The organism is Paramagnetospirillum caucaseum, assembly GCF_000342045.1.
Classification (GTDB): domain Bacteria; phylum Pseudomonadota; class Alphaproteobacteria; order Rhodospirillales; family Magnetospirillaceae; genus Phaeospirillum; species Phaeospirillum caucaseum.
The window spans coordinates 18,088-33,791 of sequence record NZ_AONQ01000016.1 but is presented as its reverse complement, the minus strand read 5'-3'; the positions used below and the strand labels follow the sequence as shown (position 1 = coordinate 33,791).

Genomic DNA, 15,704 nt, shown 5'->3' with positions numbered 1-15,704 from the left:
ATGTGCGGACTGGCCGGACTGTTCCTGCCCCGCGAGACTGCCCCCCGTGACGCGGATATTGCCGCCATGCTGACGGCCATGCGCCATCGCGGTCCCGACGGCACCGGCACCTGGACCTCGCCTGACCGCCGTTACCAGTGCGGCTTCGCCCGCCTGGCCATCATCGATCTGGACACGGGCGGCCAGCCCATCGTCGAGGCCGGCGGGCGTCGGGTCCTGATGGGCAACGGCGAGATCTACAATTACCAGGAACTGCGCCGCCGCCCGGACTGCGCCGGTTACGCCTTCCAGACCAAGGGCGACATGGAGCCGGTCCTGCCCCTGGCCGATTCCCTGGGTGCGGATTTTGTCCACGCCCTCAACGGCATGTACGCCCTTGCCCTCTACGAGCCCGAACCGCACCGGCTGGTGCTGGTGCGCGACCGCTTAGGCATCAAGCCGCTCTATTGGAGCCGTCTGGCGGGCGGCGGCATCGTGTTCGCCTCCGAGGTCAAGGCGCTGTTCGCTTCCGGCCTGGTCGAGCCACGGGTGTGCGAGGTTGCCGTTTCCAGCTATCTCGCCCATGGCTGGGTGCCCGCCCCGGACACCTTGTGGCAGGGCATCCACAAGCTGCCCCCCGGCCATCGCCTGACCGTGGAGGCCGATGGCGCCCTCCGGCTGGAGCGTTATTGGCGTCCCGCTCCCGCAGCGGACCTGCCGGACGGGGCGGATGCCATCCGTGAACACCTGACCGCCTTGCTCGATGATGCCGTCGGGCTGCAATTGCGTTCGGACGTGCCGCTGGGCGCCCTGCTGTCCGGCGGAATCGATTCCGGCCTTCTGGTGGCCCTGGCGGCGCGGCGGCTGGACCGTCCGCTCAACACCTACACCGTCCGCTTCCAGGGCGCCCCGGCGGATGAGAGCCCGCTGGCCGCGCTGGTGGCGGCGCGCTACGGCACCCGCCATACCTGCTTCGACCTGTCCATGACGGACGTGGCCGCCCACCTGCCCCGGCTGGCCTGGGCCTGCGACGAGCCACTCTCCGACGCCAGCCTGCTGCCCAACCAGCTGATCGAGGACGTGCTGGGGCACGAGGTGCGGGTGGCCCTGAACGGCACCGGCGGCGACGAGCTGTTCGCCGGCTATGGCCGTTACTTCCAGCTGCCGGTCGAGGCCCGCTATCTGCGGCTGCCCCAAGTCCTGCGCCGAGGCCTGGCCGAGCCGCTGGCCGGGCTGATCGACCCCATGACCGCCTGGCGCCTGGCGCGGTCGGAGAAATTCGCCGGCGATCCCGGCGCCTATCTCCACGACCATTCCACCTTGTTTCCGCCGCCCATCCGCGCCCTGGTCGGCAATCGCATGGTCCCGCCGCCACCCGCCCAGGCCGCCCATTTCGGCAATTTCCACGGCCCGCGCCAGTCCGGCATGCTGTACGCCGACCTGATGACCTACCTGCCCGAGGACCTGCTGACCCTGCTGGACCGCACCAGCATGGCCGCCAGTGTCGAGGGCCGGGTTCCCTTCCTCGACCACCGGCTGGTGGAGGCCGCCCTGGCTGTGCCGCCGGACATCCGGACTCCGGGCGGACGCCAGAAGGGACTGGAGCGCGCCATGGCCGCGCCCTTCCTGCCGCCGGAAATCCTGGACGCGCCCAAGCAGGGTTTCGCCTCACCGGTGCCGAGCTGGCTGCGGGCCGGACTGGCGGAACCGGCCCGGCGCCTGCTGACCTCGCGCCGGGCGCTGGAGCGTGGCTGGTGGAGTGCCGCCGGCATTCAGCGGCTGCTGGCCGACCCCTCCCGCCATGCCCACCGGGTCTATGCTTTGCTGATGCTGGAGCTGACCATCCTCATCCATGGCGAAAACCGCCTTGCCGCTGCCCCCCAGGGCGGTCTGGAGGCTTTCGTCGATGGCTGAGACCACCGACGTCAGCGTCATCATTCCCGCCTACCGCAATGCCGGCACCATCGGTCGCGCCCTGGCCTCCATCGCGGCCCAGACACGCCTCCCCCGGCAGGTCATCGTCGTCGATGACGGCTCGGACGACGCCACCTTCGAGGCCGCCGAAGCCTGCCGCCCGCTGTTCGGCGATACCCGGCTGAGCGTGCTGCGCCAGGACAATGCCGGCGCGGGTGCCGCCCGCAATGCCGCCATTGCCCAGGCCGAGGGGTGCTGGCTGGCCTTTCTCGACGCCGATGACGAGTGGCTGCCGGGCAAGCTGGCTGCCAGCCTGTCCCATCTCGAGGCAACCGAGCTGCTGTTCGCCTCCCATGACATGGAAGTGCTGTCACCGGATGGAAGCAGCGTGGTGTTCGACTGCGCCCGCCATTTCCGGGCCGCCGCCGATCCTTTCTCTGCCCTGTTCCTGCGCGGATTCGTCGCCACCTCGACGGTGGTGGCGCGCCGTGACGCGGTGGTGGCGGCAGGCGGGTTCGAAATCTCCCTGCGGGCCGCCCAGGATTACGACCTATGGCTGCGTCTGGCGGCCAAGGGGAGCTTCACGGTCTTTGCCGGGGCGCTGACCCGCTATCACAGCAATCCCCAGGGCATCACCGCCAACGTGGAGCGTCGCCGCCGGTGCTCCCTGGCGGTGCTGGAGCGTAACCGGAGCGCCCTGACGGGCCGCGCCGTCCACCCATGGCTGGTGGCGGCCCAGCGGCTGGCGGTGATCCATTACGAGGCAGCCAACGCCCTGCGCGGACAAAAACGCCCCTGGGCGGCGCTGGGTGCCGCCAGCCGATTGATCCCCGAGACCTTCGCCGCCTTTCCCCACACATCGGCCATGGCCCTGTGGTTCTGGGTCGTGGGGGTTTTCCTCGGCTATCTCGTCCAGTTCGACACCATGGCCGCACGGCTTCTGACCTTGGCGGGACAGTGAGCATGACCGCTGCCCTTGGCCTTCCCCTGTTGCTGGCGGGCTGCCTGGGCTGGGGAGCCATCGCACTTCGCCTGCTGGGACTGATCCGTAACCTACGCCAAGCCGAGGCGCTGGCTTGGTCCTTCGCCCTGGGTCAGGGGATCTGGGGCTGGTTGATGTTCTGGATCGGCACCTCGGGCCACCTGAATGCCGGAATGGTTGCCGGTGGATTGCTGGCTGGAATGGTTGGCTGCCTGCTGCTAAGCCAAACCGATTCCGCCCCGTCCCTGACCGAGGGCGGCAGGTTGCATCCCCTGCTGATTCTCGCGGCAGCCGGATCTGCCGCCATGCTGGCGCTGGAAGCGATCAGCCCGCCGACTGATGCCGATTCCCTGGCCTATCATTTTGCCCTGGCCCGCGACTTCGCCCAAGCAGGGCGGATCGTGTTCGTCGCCCGTGCCATCGACGGTGCCGTTCCCCTCCTGACTCAAATGCATTATACCGCCGCCTTCACCCTGGGCGGCGAGATCATGATGACCGCCTGGGCCGCCACCCTGTCGGCGGGCATGGTCCTGGTCCTTTACGCTTTGGCCCGAATCTGGCTGAACCGCAACTGGTCGGCCATGACCGCCCTGGCCTTCGCCACCCTGCCCGCCACCATCTATGGCGCGGGATCCGGGCAGGTGGAAGTCAAGCTGGGACTGCTGGTGATCATCGGTGCCCTGGCCGCCGCCCGTGCCGTGGAACGGGGCTGCGTGCGCCACGCCGCCGTCGCCGGGGTGGCCGCTGGATTTTTCGTCGCCAGCAAGTATACCGGGTTGCTGTTCGCCGTAGCCCTAGGACTCGTTCTGCTGTTGCCGGCATGGCGCTGGCGGTTGGCCCTGGTTTTCACTGCGACCGCCCTGCTGGCCGGTTTCCAATGGTACGGCTGGAACTGGCTCCATATGGGCGACCCGCTGTTCCCGACGCTCCGCCCCTGGCTGCCCCCTTCCGACCCGTCCGTGTGGCCCCTGGAGTTCCATGCCTGGCACAAGCGGACCTGGAACGAGGGGGAACTGGCCCTTTCGCGCACACCCTGGTCCTTGCTGGTCTATCCCTTCCTGGCCACCTTCACGCCACCACCTGCCCTGGATTCGGCGAGAGTCGGCCTGGGCGCCCTGCCCATGGCACTGTTGCCCCTGGCGCTGGGGGCCGCGTGGACAAGGCGGGATACGCCCGGGGCCCGGATTCTCTGGCGCATGCTGGCCGTGGCGCTGGTGTTCGGCGGCCTGTGGTTCTTCCTGGGCGCCTCCCAACGGATTCGCCATTTCCTGCCGATTCTGCCGGTACTGCTGCTGGCCGCCTCGGTGGCGGCCGAACGGCTGACCCGCAATCGCCCGGCGCGCCAGGCGATAATTGCAGCCTTCATCCTGGCCATCGGCCTGCAACTGGCCGGACAAGCAATCTATGCCCAACGCTTCGCCCGCGACCTGTGGAAGGGGGCTTCCCGCGACCAACGGCTTGCACAATCGGTCTCCTATTACGACGCCGTGCGTTGGATCAACACCAATCTGGGGAGTGAGGCGCGAGTGATCCACGATTCGCGCTTCCTCAACTATCTGCTCACCGTGCCCTATTACAACGCCCACCCCACTAATCAGGCCCTGGTCGACCTCAGTCCCGCCGGTGACGAGATCCGGCGTTTTCTCGCTGGACTGTGCCGGGCCGGCGGAACCCATGTGTTGGCCGTCGGTGGCCGCCTCGGTGACGGGTCCGATGCCTCTGTCCTGAAAAAGCGGATGGACCAGCTGAGAGCTCTCGGGCTGGCCGAAACGGTGACGGTGCTGGACGGGCGGCTGATCGAATCACGCACCCTGGGCGGGATGGGAGCCACCATCCCATTGCATGTGTTCAAGATCCACTGTCAGCCGGATATGGCGGGCAATGGGAAAATCCGCTAAGAACCGGCGCGTGTGATGCAGGAACCGATCATGACCCATGTGGGCCCCCTCGACGATGACGATCTGACCTTTCCGCCGCCGCCGGAGTACAGCGGCGAGGATCTGGAGATTCTTGCCAGTCTTCATCGCTATCGAACCTGGATCGTCGACGCCATCTCTCCCCACGTCCAGGGGCAGGTGGCCGAGATTGGGGCTGGCATCGGGTCGTTCACCGCCGATCTGCTGCGTCTTCCGACCGTCCGGCATATCGACGTGGTCGAGCCCTCGCCCCCGCTGTTCGCCCACCTGCAGGCCCGCTTCACGGGAGAAGAGCGCATCACGGTGATTCCGCGCATGTGCGAGGAATGGTCGGTCAAGGCCGAGGCGGCAAGCCTGGACACCGTGGTGATGATCAACGTGCTCGAGCACATCGAGGACGACCTCGCCGTGGTCAACTCCATCCGGCAAGCCCTGCGGCCAGGCGGGAAATTGGTGATCTTCGTTCCCGCCATGATGTTCCTATTCAGCGAACTGGACCGATTCTACGGCCACTTCCGCCGCTATCAGCGCCCCGGGCTGGCCGAGTTGATGGAAAAGGCGGGGATGACGGTCCTGGAGAACCGCTATTTCGACCTTTTGGGGGTTCTACCCTGGCTGGTAATGAACCGCTGGCTGGGCAAGATCGAATTCAACCCCAAGCAGATCGCCCTCTACGACCGGATCGGGATTCCGATCACCCGCACCATCGAAACATTGATCCGCCCACCCTTCGGCAAGAATCTGCTGCTAGTGGCGCAGCGGAAAGCTGGGTAGGAGTCGCGTCATGCCGGTCCTGCTGGTGACGTCCACGGCGACCGCGACAATCGGTGGACGGCGCTGGTGTGCAGCAGCAACACCGGCACTTGCCGATCCGGCACGCCGTCTGCCCGGCATGGCTGCCGCCCTGGATGCCGCCTTCGAGCGGGCTGCCCCTGTCTGGCTGGATCTGGCCCGCACTCTCGGGCAAAGCGGGGATGCCCGGCTTGCCCATGCCCCCAGCGCCGCCGGAACCATCTCCGATCTCGGCCTGATGCTGGCCTGGACCCTGGTGGTTGGCGATCTGGCCGCCGGCAGCGAGGATGTCGCGGTGGTCTGCGACGATCCATGGCTTTTTCGCCATCTTGCGGCCCTGCCCGGTGTACGGGCCGAGGGAGAGCCACCGCCACTACACCGCCGTGAGTACCTTTTGGCCCTGCGTGGCCTAGCGTCCAGGCTGCGCGTCGGCCTGCGCATGGCCATGGCCGCAATCGCACTGCGACGACAGCGCCGTCTGACCCGACCGGGAACGCCGGTCCTGCTGGTCTATGGCCATCCCGCCAGCCGGACCGACGGCTTCGACGCCTATTTCGGCCCCCTGATGCAGAACATCCCGTCCCTGGGCCGCATGCTGCACGTGGATTGCCTGCCGGAGCGGGCACGGGCGCTCGAGGACGGGGGCCGCACCCTGTCGCTGCATGGCTTCGGCTCACCGCTCTACGCCCTGACACGGCTGTGGTCCGCCCGCTGGCGGCCCCGCTGCCACGGGCCCCACTCATGGCTGCTGCGTCGGGCCGCAGCCCTGGAAAGCGGGGGAGGACAAGCGGCGATGATCCGCTGGCAGATCCATTGCCAAAGGCGATGGCTGGACGCCGCCAAGCCTGCGGTCGTCGCTTGGCCGTGGGAGAATCACGGCTGGGAGCGCGATTTCGCGGCGGCCTGCCGCCGGCGCGGCATCGCCACGATCGGGTGCCAGCACGCCACCATCGGTCGCCACGAATTGAACCACGCCGCCCATTCCCTGAATGATCCGGCCCTCGAACTGCCCGACCGCATCAGCGCCGTCGGTCCCGCCGCCGCCCGACGATTGGCGGAGTGGGGCATTCCCGCCTCCCATCTGGTCATCGGCGGAGTCTGGCGCTTCGCTCCCGCCGCGCCGCTCCCCTTCGACCCCGCCGGTCCGGTGTTCCTGGCCTTGCCCGCCCAGACGGATATCGCGCGCCAGATGATCGCCGCCGGACGCCGTCTGGGCGCCGCCGATCATCGCGTGCTGGTGCGCGAGCACCCCATGACCCCCGTGGGCTTTAAGCCGGAACCCGGCATGGAGGCTGCATCCGGCTCTCTGCCTCAAGTTGGAGCGGTGAGAGCCGTGGTCTTTGCCGCCACCACCGTGGGGCTGGAAGCGCTGCTGGCCGGGCTGCCGGTAGTGCGTTTCCTGCCGGAAGGGATTCTGGCCAACGATATCCTGCCCGACCGACCGCCGGTTCCCGCCGCCGACGCAGAGGGGCTGGCCGAGGCGGTGGTCATGGCCCGTCCGGTGGCGGGGCTGGCCGAAAGCGATGTCTTCATCCCCGCCGGGACCGCAGCATGGCGCCAGTGGCTGACGGGGGGAACGCCATGATCGGCGCCCTGCGCCGCAAGGTGCGGCAACTGGCCGACGACCCTGCCTTGCGCCGCTGGCTGTTGGAGCGGGTGCTGGGCCGCACCAGTGGAGCACCGCCCTTTACTCCTCACCGGCCACCCTATCTCGATGACGGCGCCTTCGATCTGGGGACTGCGCCGCCCGTCACTCTGACCGAGGCCCCGCAACCCCTGCCCCAGGGGCCGCTCGCCCTCACCCTTCCGGGGGCGACCCTGGCCCTGGAGCCGGGCGGCGAGGCCGCCTTGTTCCAGGACTGGGCCGACCTTGAGACCAGATTGGCGGTGCATCGCTTTGCCTGGCTGCCCCTGCTGGGCCCCTCGGCCAACCCCGCCTGGGTAGCGCGTCTGTTCGCCTGTTGGGCGGAGCGCCATGGGCGACCGGACGAGTCCTGGGCCTGGCATCCCTACACCGCCGCCGAGCGCGCCGCCAACCTGCTGGATTACAGCCGCCATCACCCCCTGCCGCCGGGTGCCGGCGCCCTGCTGGCGGCTCACCCGCCGGCCATCGCCGCCCGCCTCGAGTATTTCGGCCAGCATTACACCGGCAACCATCTGGCCAACAACGGTCGCGGCCTATACCTGATCGGACTGGCGCTCGGCTGGGAGCGTTGCGCCAAGCTGGGCCTTGCCATCCTGCTGACGGAGGCCGGACGGCTGTTCGGCCCCTCCGGCATCCTCAACGAACAATCCAGCCATTACCATCTGCTGCTCACCCGCAACTACCTGTCGTGCCAACTGGCCGCAAGCCGGCATGGACGGCCCGAGGCGGCCCAGCTGGAAGCCATCGTCCTGCGGGGTCTGGGAATCCTGCCCCATCTGGCCTTGCCCGGCGGACTGCCGCTGGTGGGCGACATTTCCCCGGACTGCCCCCCTGAATTCCTGGACGGATTGCTGCCCGGCGGCGGGCTCGAGCAAGGCTGGGGCGCCTGGCTGTCCGGTGAGGAACGGGTGGCGGTCACGGCCATGCGCGACGGAGCGCCTTCATCCGATCCGGGCCTGCTACGGGCCGAGGGCTGGGTGCGGGGTGATTTCGGCCCATGGAGCGGCCTGTGGCACGCCTCGCCGCAGGGCTGGCCCGCCATGCCCGGTCATGCCCACCAGGATCTGGGCGCCGCCGAACTGCATTGGCGCGGCCAGCCCGTCTTCATCGATCCGGGGCGCGGGGCCTATGGCGAAACAGGCGAGGCGGCCCGCTACCGCTCGGCGGAGGTCCATGGCCTGCTTCAGGTGGACGGCGCCGATCCCTACCCCCCCAACCGTCCCTATTACGACGCCGATTTTCGCCGCCGCCTGGGCAGGGCTGCGCCTTGCCTGGCCAAGGCGGGAGATGTCGTCAAACTCTCGCACCAGGGTTTTCGCGCCCAGGGCGTGTCCGAGGCCGGGCGGTCCTGGATCTTCGCCGGAGGCCGGCTGGAGATCAGCGATAGCCTCGACGGACACGGCATGCACCGGATCACCCGGCGGCTGGTGACCCCGTTCCCGGCCCGCCTGGAGGAAAAGGGCGTGATGATCACCACCCCGGTCGGACGGTTGCTGATGACCGCCGACGCGCCGTTTACGCTGGAAGGGATGACGTATTGGTCCGCCTATGGCCGGGCGGCATCCTGCTTCGCCATCCTTGTCCACACACGGTCTGGGCTTCCTTGGAACGGCAGGATCTCGGTGACGGCGGTCTGATCGAGCCGCCTTGCCAAAACCAGGATGGAAGCCTATAGAAGCAAGCCTTCGTCCACAGTGATCGCCAAGGGTTCCGATGGATTTCAAAACGCTTTCGGCGGTCATTCCCTGCTACAACGAGGAACGGACCCTAGAAACCATCGTCGGACACCTATTGGCCGCCAACCGCAAAGGGTCGGGCCTCGAGGGCGATATCGTTCTCGTTCAGGACGCCGATCCGGAATACAGCCCCAACGACTATCCCAAGCTGCGGGGCCCCATCCTGGACGGACGCGCCGACGTGGTGTTCGGCTCCCGCTACAATCTGTTTCCCTGACCGCCCCAAAAGCCAGAGACGTGAAGGCTATGACACCTCACAGCTTGGCCGCGACAGCCCTAGCGGTATCGGCGCTTCTGCTGCCTTTGGTCGGTATCTTTGCGCCGCTGGGCCTGGCCCCTCTGGGCGCCGTTGCCGCCCTGGCCTGCCTTCCGCTGGTCATTCGCGAGAGAAGTTGGGGCAACCTGCCCGCCGCCGTACTTTGGCTACCGCTGCTGCTGGCCGTTTGGGCCGCGGTGTCGGCCCTGTGGGCCATCGACCCCCGCGAAGCCTTGGCGGGAGCGGCCAAGCAGGCGCTATCCACCATCGGAGGCTTGATCCTGGTTGCCGCCGCCCTCGACCTTGACCAGAAGGATCGGCGGCGACTGGCTTGGTACCTGATGGCCGGGAGTTTGGCAGGGGCCGCGCTGCTCACCGCCGAGTACCTCACCGACCGGGGCATTTCCTCCCTGATCGCCAAGGCGAAACATCGCCCTCTGGTTGGTATCAAAAGCCCGCTCAATCGCGGCGCTACCATCTTGATCCTCTGCACCGCGACCTGCATGGCCCAGTTCCGCCATAGCAAGCCGCGTTGGCCGCTGGTTGTATCGGCGATTGCGCTGCTTGCCATGTTCAGCAGCGACAGCCTGTCCACCCGCCTGGCCGCCCTCACGGGGCTTGCCGCCGGCGCAATCGTGATGGCATGGCCACGACGCGGCATCCACCTCGTGATAGCAGCAGTGGCTGCGCTGTGGATCGTCGCGCCCATCGGCGCCGCCAATATGCCCTCACCTCACTACACCTTCCAGCATTGGACGTGGCTACCGCTGTCGTCCCACCACCGAACAACCATTTGGGGCTTCACTGGGAGCCATATCGCTGAGAAGCCGATTATTGGCTGGGGGATGGAGGCATCGCGTCAGTTGCCCGGCGCCGATGACGAGGTACAGTTGTGGCGTACCTTCGACAATGGCCAGCCTCGTTTGGGCATTACCGAGTCCATGTTGCCGCTGCATCCCCACAACGGGATACTGCAAATCTGGCTGGAGCTGGGGGTCTTTGGCGCATTGCTGGCGGGAGCATTCCTAGTCCGGGTGCTGGCCGGGATCGATCGGCTGGACTCAGCGGACCGAACCGGTCGTGCTATTGCTTGCGGCATCTATTGCGCGGCCTTGACCATCGGCACAACGTCCTACGGCATATGGCAGAGCTGGTGGCAAGCCGGCCTATGGTTCATCGCCGCTTTCACCTTGTCAGGCCTGAAGCAACGAGATATCCCATGACCGTCCATCTCGACCACCTGGAAGCCGAAAGCATCCATATCATCCGCGATGCGGCCGCCCAGGCCCGCAACCCGGTGATGCTGTACTCCATCGGCAAGGACAGCGCGGTGATGCTGCATCTGGCCATGAAGGCGTTTTACCCGGCCAAGCCACCCTTTCCGCTGATGCATGTGGATACCACCTGGAAGTTCCGCGAGATGATCGCCTTCCGCGATCAACGCGCCCGTGAGTTGGGCCTGGACCTGATCACCCATGTCAACGAAGAGGGGGTGCAGGCGAGGGTCGGGCCGTTCAGCCACGGCTCGGCGGTGCACACCGACGTGATGAAGACCGAGGCCCTGAAGCAGGCCCTGGATAAATACGGCTTCGATGCTGCCTTCGGGGGCGCACGCCGCGACGAGGAAAAAAGCCGCGCCAAGGAGCGGGTCTTCTCGTTCCGCAACGCCCAGCACCGCTGGGACCCCAAGACCCAGCGCCCCGAGTTGTGGAGCCTGTACAACGGACGGGTGGCCCCGGGCGAGAGCATCCGTGTCTTCCCGCTGTCCAACTGGACCGAGCTGGACGTCTGGCTCTACATCCGGCGCGAGGGCATCCCGGTGGTGCCCCTCTATTTCGCCGCCGAGCGTCCCATCGTCCGCCGCGACGGCAATCTGCTGATGGTTGATGATGATCGCATGGATTTCAAGCCGGGCGAAACGGTGGAAAACCTGCGCGTGCGTTTCCGCACGCTCGGCTGCTGGCCTTTAACCGGTGCCGTGGAATCCTCGGCGACCACGCTGGAAGAGGTGATCCGCGAAATGATGACCAGCCGCACCAGCGAGCGCCAGGGCCGCATCATCGACCACGATCAGGCCGGTTCCATGGAAAGAAAGAAGCAGGAAGGCTACTTCTGATGATCGATCTCACCCAGATGGACGCCCGGGCGTTCTCCGATCATCTCGACCACATCCAGGACCGCGCGTTGCTCCGCTTCCTTACCTGCGGCAGCGTCGACGACGGCAAGAGCACCCTGATCGGCCGCATCCTGCACGATTCCGGCAGCCTGACCGACGACCAGTTGGCGACACTGGAACGCGACAGCCGCCGCACCATGCCGGGCGGCGGACTGGACTTTTCGCTGCTGGTGGACGGCCTGCAGGCCGAACGCGAGCAGGGCATCACCATTGACGTTGCCTACCGCTATTTCGGCACCGAACGGCGGAATTTCATCGTCGCCGATACCCCCGGCCATGAGCAGTACACCCGCAACATGGTGACCGGTGCCTCCACCGCGGAACTGGCGGTGCTGCTGGTCGATGCCCGCAAGGGCGTCCTGGCCCAGACCCGACGCCACGCCTATCTGGTGGCGCTGACCGGTATCCGCGAGGTGGTGCTGGCCGTCAACAAGATGGACCTGGTGGGCTATTCCCAGGTCGTGTTCGACGCCATCGCCGCCGAATTCGCCGGTTTCGCCGCCTCGGTGGGTCTGGAGCGGATCACCGCCATTCCCGTCTCGGCGGTGACCGGCGCTAATCTGCTGGCTCCGGTGGTCGAAACGCCCTGGTATCGCGGCCCCGCCTTGCTCCCCTTCCTGGAGACCGCCGAGCCTCCGCGGCCCGAGGCCCGTAGGCCGTTGCGCCTGCCGGTACAGACCGTCATCCGCCCGGACCAGAATTTCCGCGGCTATGCCGGAACCATCGCCGCCGGTCGCATTCGGATCGGACAGGAGATCAGCGTCGAGCCGGCGGGACGCACCAGCAAAGTGACCGGCGTATTTTGCGGCGCCCGCGCGCTGGACGAAGCAAGCGCCGGACAGGCGGTGACCGTCACCCTGGCCGACGATGTCGATATCTCGCGCGGCGACGTGCTGGCGGCGGTCGATGACCGCCCGGCCTCGTCCGATCAGTTCTCCGCCCATGTGGTGTGGATGGCCGAACAGCCCATGCTGCCCGGACGCTCTTACCTGCTGCGCCTGGGCACCCGCACCGCCAATTGCCGCATCACCCACATCAAACATGTGGTCAACGTCAATACTCTGGAGAAGCTGGCGGCCACCCGCCTCGGCCTCAACGACGTATCAGTCTGCACCCTGGCACTGGATCAGCGGGTGCCGTTCGAGCCCTATGGGCGCGGGCACGGCCTGGGCGGCTTCATCCTGATCGACAAGGTGACCAACGCCACTGTGGCCTGCGGCATGATCGACTTCGCGCTGCGCCGCGCCCAGAACATCCACTGGCAGGCCCTCACCGTGGACAAGCCGGCCCATGCCACCCTGAAGGGCCACAAGGCCTGCCTTCTGTGGTTTACCGGTTTGTCGGGATCGGGAAAGTCCACCATCGCCGATCTGGTGGAAAAGCAATTGCACGCCATGGGCCACCATACCTATCTGCTGGACGGCGACAATCTCCGCCACGGCCTGAACAGGGACCTGGGCTTCACCGACGAGGACCGGGTGGAAAACATTCGCCGGGTCGGTGAGGTGGGCAGCCTGTTCGTCGATGCCGGACTGATCGTGCTGGCCGCCTTCATCTCGCCGTTCAAGGCGGACCGCGCCATGGTGCGAGAGATGCTGGACCCGGGCGAGATGGTCGAGATCTTTGTTGATGCGCCCCTGGCCGTCTGCGAGCAGCGCGATTCCAAGGGGCTCTACCGCAAGGCCCGTGCCGGGCAGTTGCAGCACTTCACCGGGGTGGATTCCCCCTACGAGCCGCCGGAGAGCCCTGAATTGCGCCTCGATGCCCAGGCCTCCAGTCCCATGGCCCTGGCCGATTCTGTGGTGACCTTGCTGCGCATGAAGGGCATCATTGCTGGCTGATCGCCCCGGTCCGGAAGTGACATGACCAAGAATAGATCTTCCTTCCTTCTCGTAATGGCGGTTGTTCTTGTCCTCCTGGCCACACCGCTGCTTTGGCCGGTGTCGCCCTGGCTGGTGCGGGCATTGGCCCTGGCAATCCTGGGCCTTCTCACCGTCGTACAATGGCGTAAAGGCAACGGGCTTGTCCTGAGTTCCGCCTTATTCATCCTGCCAAACCTCATCCTTGTGTTCTATTCCATCGCCGGAGCCGTGATGGTGGAGACCCTGGGGGGCGCCGCACCCATTGACGATCCCATGGTCTATGCGACCGAATATGCTAGGCGAGCTCAAGCGACTGACATCCTCGTCGTCATGAATGTTGTCCTTGCCTATGGTTCGGCGGTGGAGCTGATAGTCGTCCAGTTCGCGCTTTGCCTGCTCGCAGCCTCCACCGTGATCGCCGGCCTTCCGGGCGTGGCAGCAAATACGCCGCCACTCCCGCGAAAGACCGAAATTCTGGCCTTGCTCGGCATGATTGCGGTTGTGCTCGCTACCCACCGTCTGATCAAGGGCGGGGACGCCCCGGCGGGAGAGGTGGGCAAACAGCTTGCCTTCCTCTTGCTGCCGCTAGCGGCCTTCGCCATCGCCCAGGCCGCTCGGTGGTGGGCGGCGGGATTACCCGGTGGCGCGCTGCTTCTTGCCGGTGTGACATTGGTGTCCTGGGTGGAATTCATCGGGGACGGGATAAAGCCATTGGCCCTGGTGCTGCCCTCGTGCCTGATCCTGGTTTCCTGCCAACGCCTGCGGACACTCCGCCAAGGCCTTTGGCTGCTGATGGCCGTGGCAATTCTCTGCATGGCCAGTGTCGCCCTGATTGGCTTCCAACGCGGAAATTACGGCATCAACAATCCGGTGGAGGGGGCGTTCCGCAGCCTGAGAAGCAAGGTTGCTCTGCGGCAGGCGGAAACCATGTTCTGCCTGACCAGTGCGGCCAATGCCGCCAGCTTGGCCAGCATGGAGGGGCGCAATCCGCCTGATCCCGGTTACCTGTTCGGAATTCTCGTTCCGCGCCAGATCTGGCCCGACAAGCCGGACTATTCCCAGGGTGGAGCCTATGCCGTCGATTATTGCCTGTTCCCGCCCCAAGACCTGGCCAGAAGCCATCATTCCGCATCCATAACGTTGTTGGGGGAGCCGCTGTTGCACGGGGGCAAGCCGATGCTTCTGGTGTTCGGCGCCGTCGTGGTGGCTGGCCTAGCCGGGCTGGCCTTGGCGGCGAGGCGCGGTCCCCCCGCACTCGCCACATCCATCCTCGCCATGACCGGCTGGATGGTGGATTTCGACCAGCATTCCACCCTTTACCTTGGAAACGCCGTCAAGGTGGCGCTTTGCCTGATCGGCCCGGCATTGCTGTTCCACTGGCTGTCGGCCCGGACGGCCCGCTCATCAGATCCAGGGCCTGCCCCAGGCTCATGACGTCGCTGCGTCCCTCGGCCCAGCGCGGATCGTAGACCGAACGGTAGACGGCGCAGTCGCGGCAGACCTTGGGAAAATCCCCCCTGTCCATGCCCTCCAGCAGCGAGCTATAGCGGGGATTGTCCCACGACAGGATGGTGGCCAGCGGTTCGACCTTCAGGTCACCCAGCACCAGCATGTCCATGGTATCGCGCGAGGCGCAGGCATCCACCTGGCCGTTGACACGGATCAGCGGCTGGCCCAGCGCCTTGATGCAGGCCCCCCGGTTGTAGACCGGGCGTCCCTGGCGGATGGTGATGTCCAGCCCCTCCACATGGGCTTCGGTGATCCGGCCACACCAATCGTCGTAATCGGTATCGGTATTGAGCGTCACGCCCAAGCGGTCGCGCAGATGCAGCACCCGTTCGGCCAGCGGACCGGTCCAGCCGTCGAGACGGAAGGAATCTCCAACCCGCAGCGTCAGCCCAGGCAGCAGCCCAGGCCAATCGGGCAGCAGGGCGATCAAGGCATCGAGATTGGCGAGCAGGCGCTGGAACTGGCTGGCCGTACGGCGGGTGATCGCCAAGAAACCCGCTTCGTCGGCGCCATAAAGGCTGATCTGGATGCCGCTGACCTTGGAGAAGAGCCTAAGCCCGGCCAGACGTTCGGGTGTTGCCGCAACGAAATTGGTGAAGAACCCGACGCCCTGGATGCCGGGCAGGCCTTCAAGAACCGCCAGTTTCTCTTCCAGGCCCTTGTCCATGAACACGTCGCCGGTCTGCGGTGTCAGGTAGACCTGGGAGAATCCCATCCGTTCCGCCTGGATGGCGAAGGATTCGAACATCTCCAGATCCATGGTCTGGCGCGGTCGCAATTCCATCTCATAGGTGCAGAAGCGGCAGCCCAGATTGCAGGTCGACGTGGGTTCGATGAAGATGGCCCGGCGCGGCGAGGGCGCCCACGAGCGGCCCAGCAGGCGGTTGCCTTCCAGCAGAAGCCGCCACCCCAGGGATCGCTTGAGGGTCTTCAGCAT

Annotated in this window: 12 protein-coding genes; 11 read left to right on the top strand and 1 reads right to left on the bottom strand. The window is 66.4% G+C overall.

From position 1 onward, the window contains the following. From asnB to H261_RS24745, 11 genes are all read left to right on the top strand, one after another. Complete coding sequence (gene asnB, locus H261_RS07705; RefSeq protein ID WP_008616156.1) at positions 1 to 1,893, top strand: asparagine synthase (glutamine-hydrolyzing); 1,893 nt, start codon at positions 1 to 3, stop codon at positions 1,891 to 1,893. Further along, positions 1,886 to 2,854: a glycosyltransferase family 2 protein gene (locus H261_RS07700; protein WP_008616155.1), complete on the top strand. Its 969-nt coding sequence runs from the start codon at positions 1,886 to 1,888 to the stop codon at positions 2,852 to 2,854. Before asnB ends, H261_RS07700 begins: the two co-directional genes overlap by 8 nt. 2 nt (positions 2,855 to 2,856) lie before the next feature. Then, entirely contained in the window at positions 2,857 to 4,773 is a 1,917-nt protein-coding gene (locus H261_RS07695; protein WP_008616153.1) for a glycosyltransferase family 39 protein, read from the top strand. A gap of 30 nt (positions 4,774 to 4,803) precedes the next feature. Then, positions 4,804 to 5,565, top strand: a complete 762-nt coding sequence (locus H261_RS07690) for a class I SAM-dependent methyltransferase (protein ID WP_161625014.1) — start codon at positions 4,804 to 4,806, stop codon at positions 5,563 to 5,565. A 10-nt stretch (positions 5,566 to 5,575) separates the two neighbouring features. Next, positions 5,576 to 7,168, top strand: coding sequence for a hypothetical protein (locus H261_RS07685; RefSeq protein ID WP_152426766.1), 1,593 nt, complete (start codon positions 5,576 to 5,578; stop codon positions 7,166 to 7,168). Beyond that, positions 7,165 to 8,865, top strand: coding sequence for a heparinase II/III domain-containing protein (locus H261_RS07680; RefSeq protein ID WP_008616147.1), 1,701 nt, complete (start codon positions 7,165 to 7,167; stop codon positions 8,863 to 8,865). The genes H261_RS07685 and H261_RS07680 overlap by 4 nt, the downstream gene beginning before the upstream one ends. Positions 8,866 to 8,941: 76 nt before the next feature. Continuing rightward, entirely contained in the window at positions 8,942 to 9,181 is a 240-nt protein-coding gene (locus H261_RS07675) for a glycosyltransferase (RefSeq protein ID WP_008616145.1), read from the top strand. 44 nt (positions 9,182 to 9,225) lie between these two features. Next, positions 9,226 to 10,443, top strand: coding sequence for an O-antigen ligase family protein (locus tag H261_RS23275; RefSeq protein ID WP_161625013.1), 1,218 nt, complete (start codon positions 9,226 to 9,228; stop codon positions 10,441 to 10,443). Then, a complete protein-coding gene (gene cysD / locus H261_RS07665) occupies positions 10,440 to 11,336 on the top strand; it encodes a sulfate adenylyltransferase subunit CysD (protein ID WP_008616134.1) in 897 nt (298 codons plus the stop codon). Before H261_RS23275 ends, cysD begins: the two co-directional genes overlap by 4 nt. Next, complete coding sequence (gene cysC, locus H261_RS07660; RefSeq protein ID WP_008616132.1) at positions 11,336 to 13,237, top strand: adenylyl-sulfate kinase; 1,902 nt, start codon at positions 11,336 to 11,338, stop codon at positions 13,235 to 13,237. Before cysD ends, cysC begins: the two co-directional genes overlap by 1 nt. A 21-nt stretch (positions 13,238 to 13,258) precedes the next feature. After that, positions 13,259 to 14,692 carry a hypothetical protein gene (locus tag H261_RS24745; RefSeq protein WP_152426765.1) on the top strand — a complete coding sequence of 478 codons (1,434 nt, stop codon included), beginning with the start codon at positions 13,259 to 13,261 and terminating at the stop codon, positions 14,690 to 14,692. Here the strand turns inward: H261_RS24745 and H261_RS07655 are convergent. Further along, on the bottom strand, positions 14,592 to 15,704 hold the full coding sequence (locus H261_RS07655; protein WP_008616128.1) for a radical SAM/SPASM domain-containing protein: 1,113 nt from the start codon (positions 15,702 to 15,704) through the stop codon (positions 14,592 to 14,594). The genes H261_RS24745 and H261_RS07655 overlap by 101 nt on opposite strands.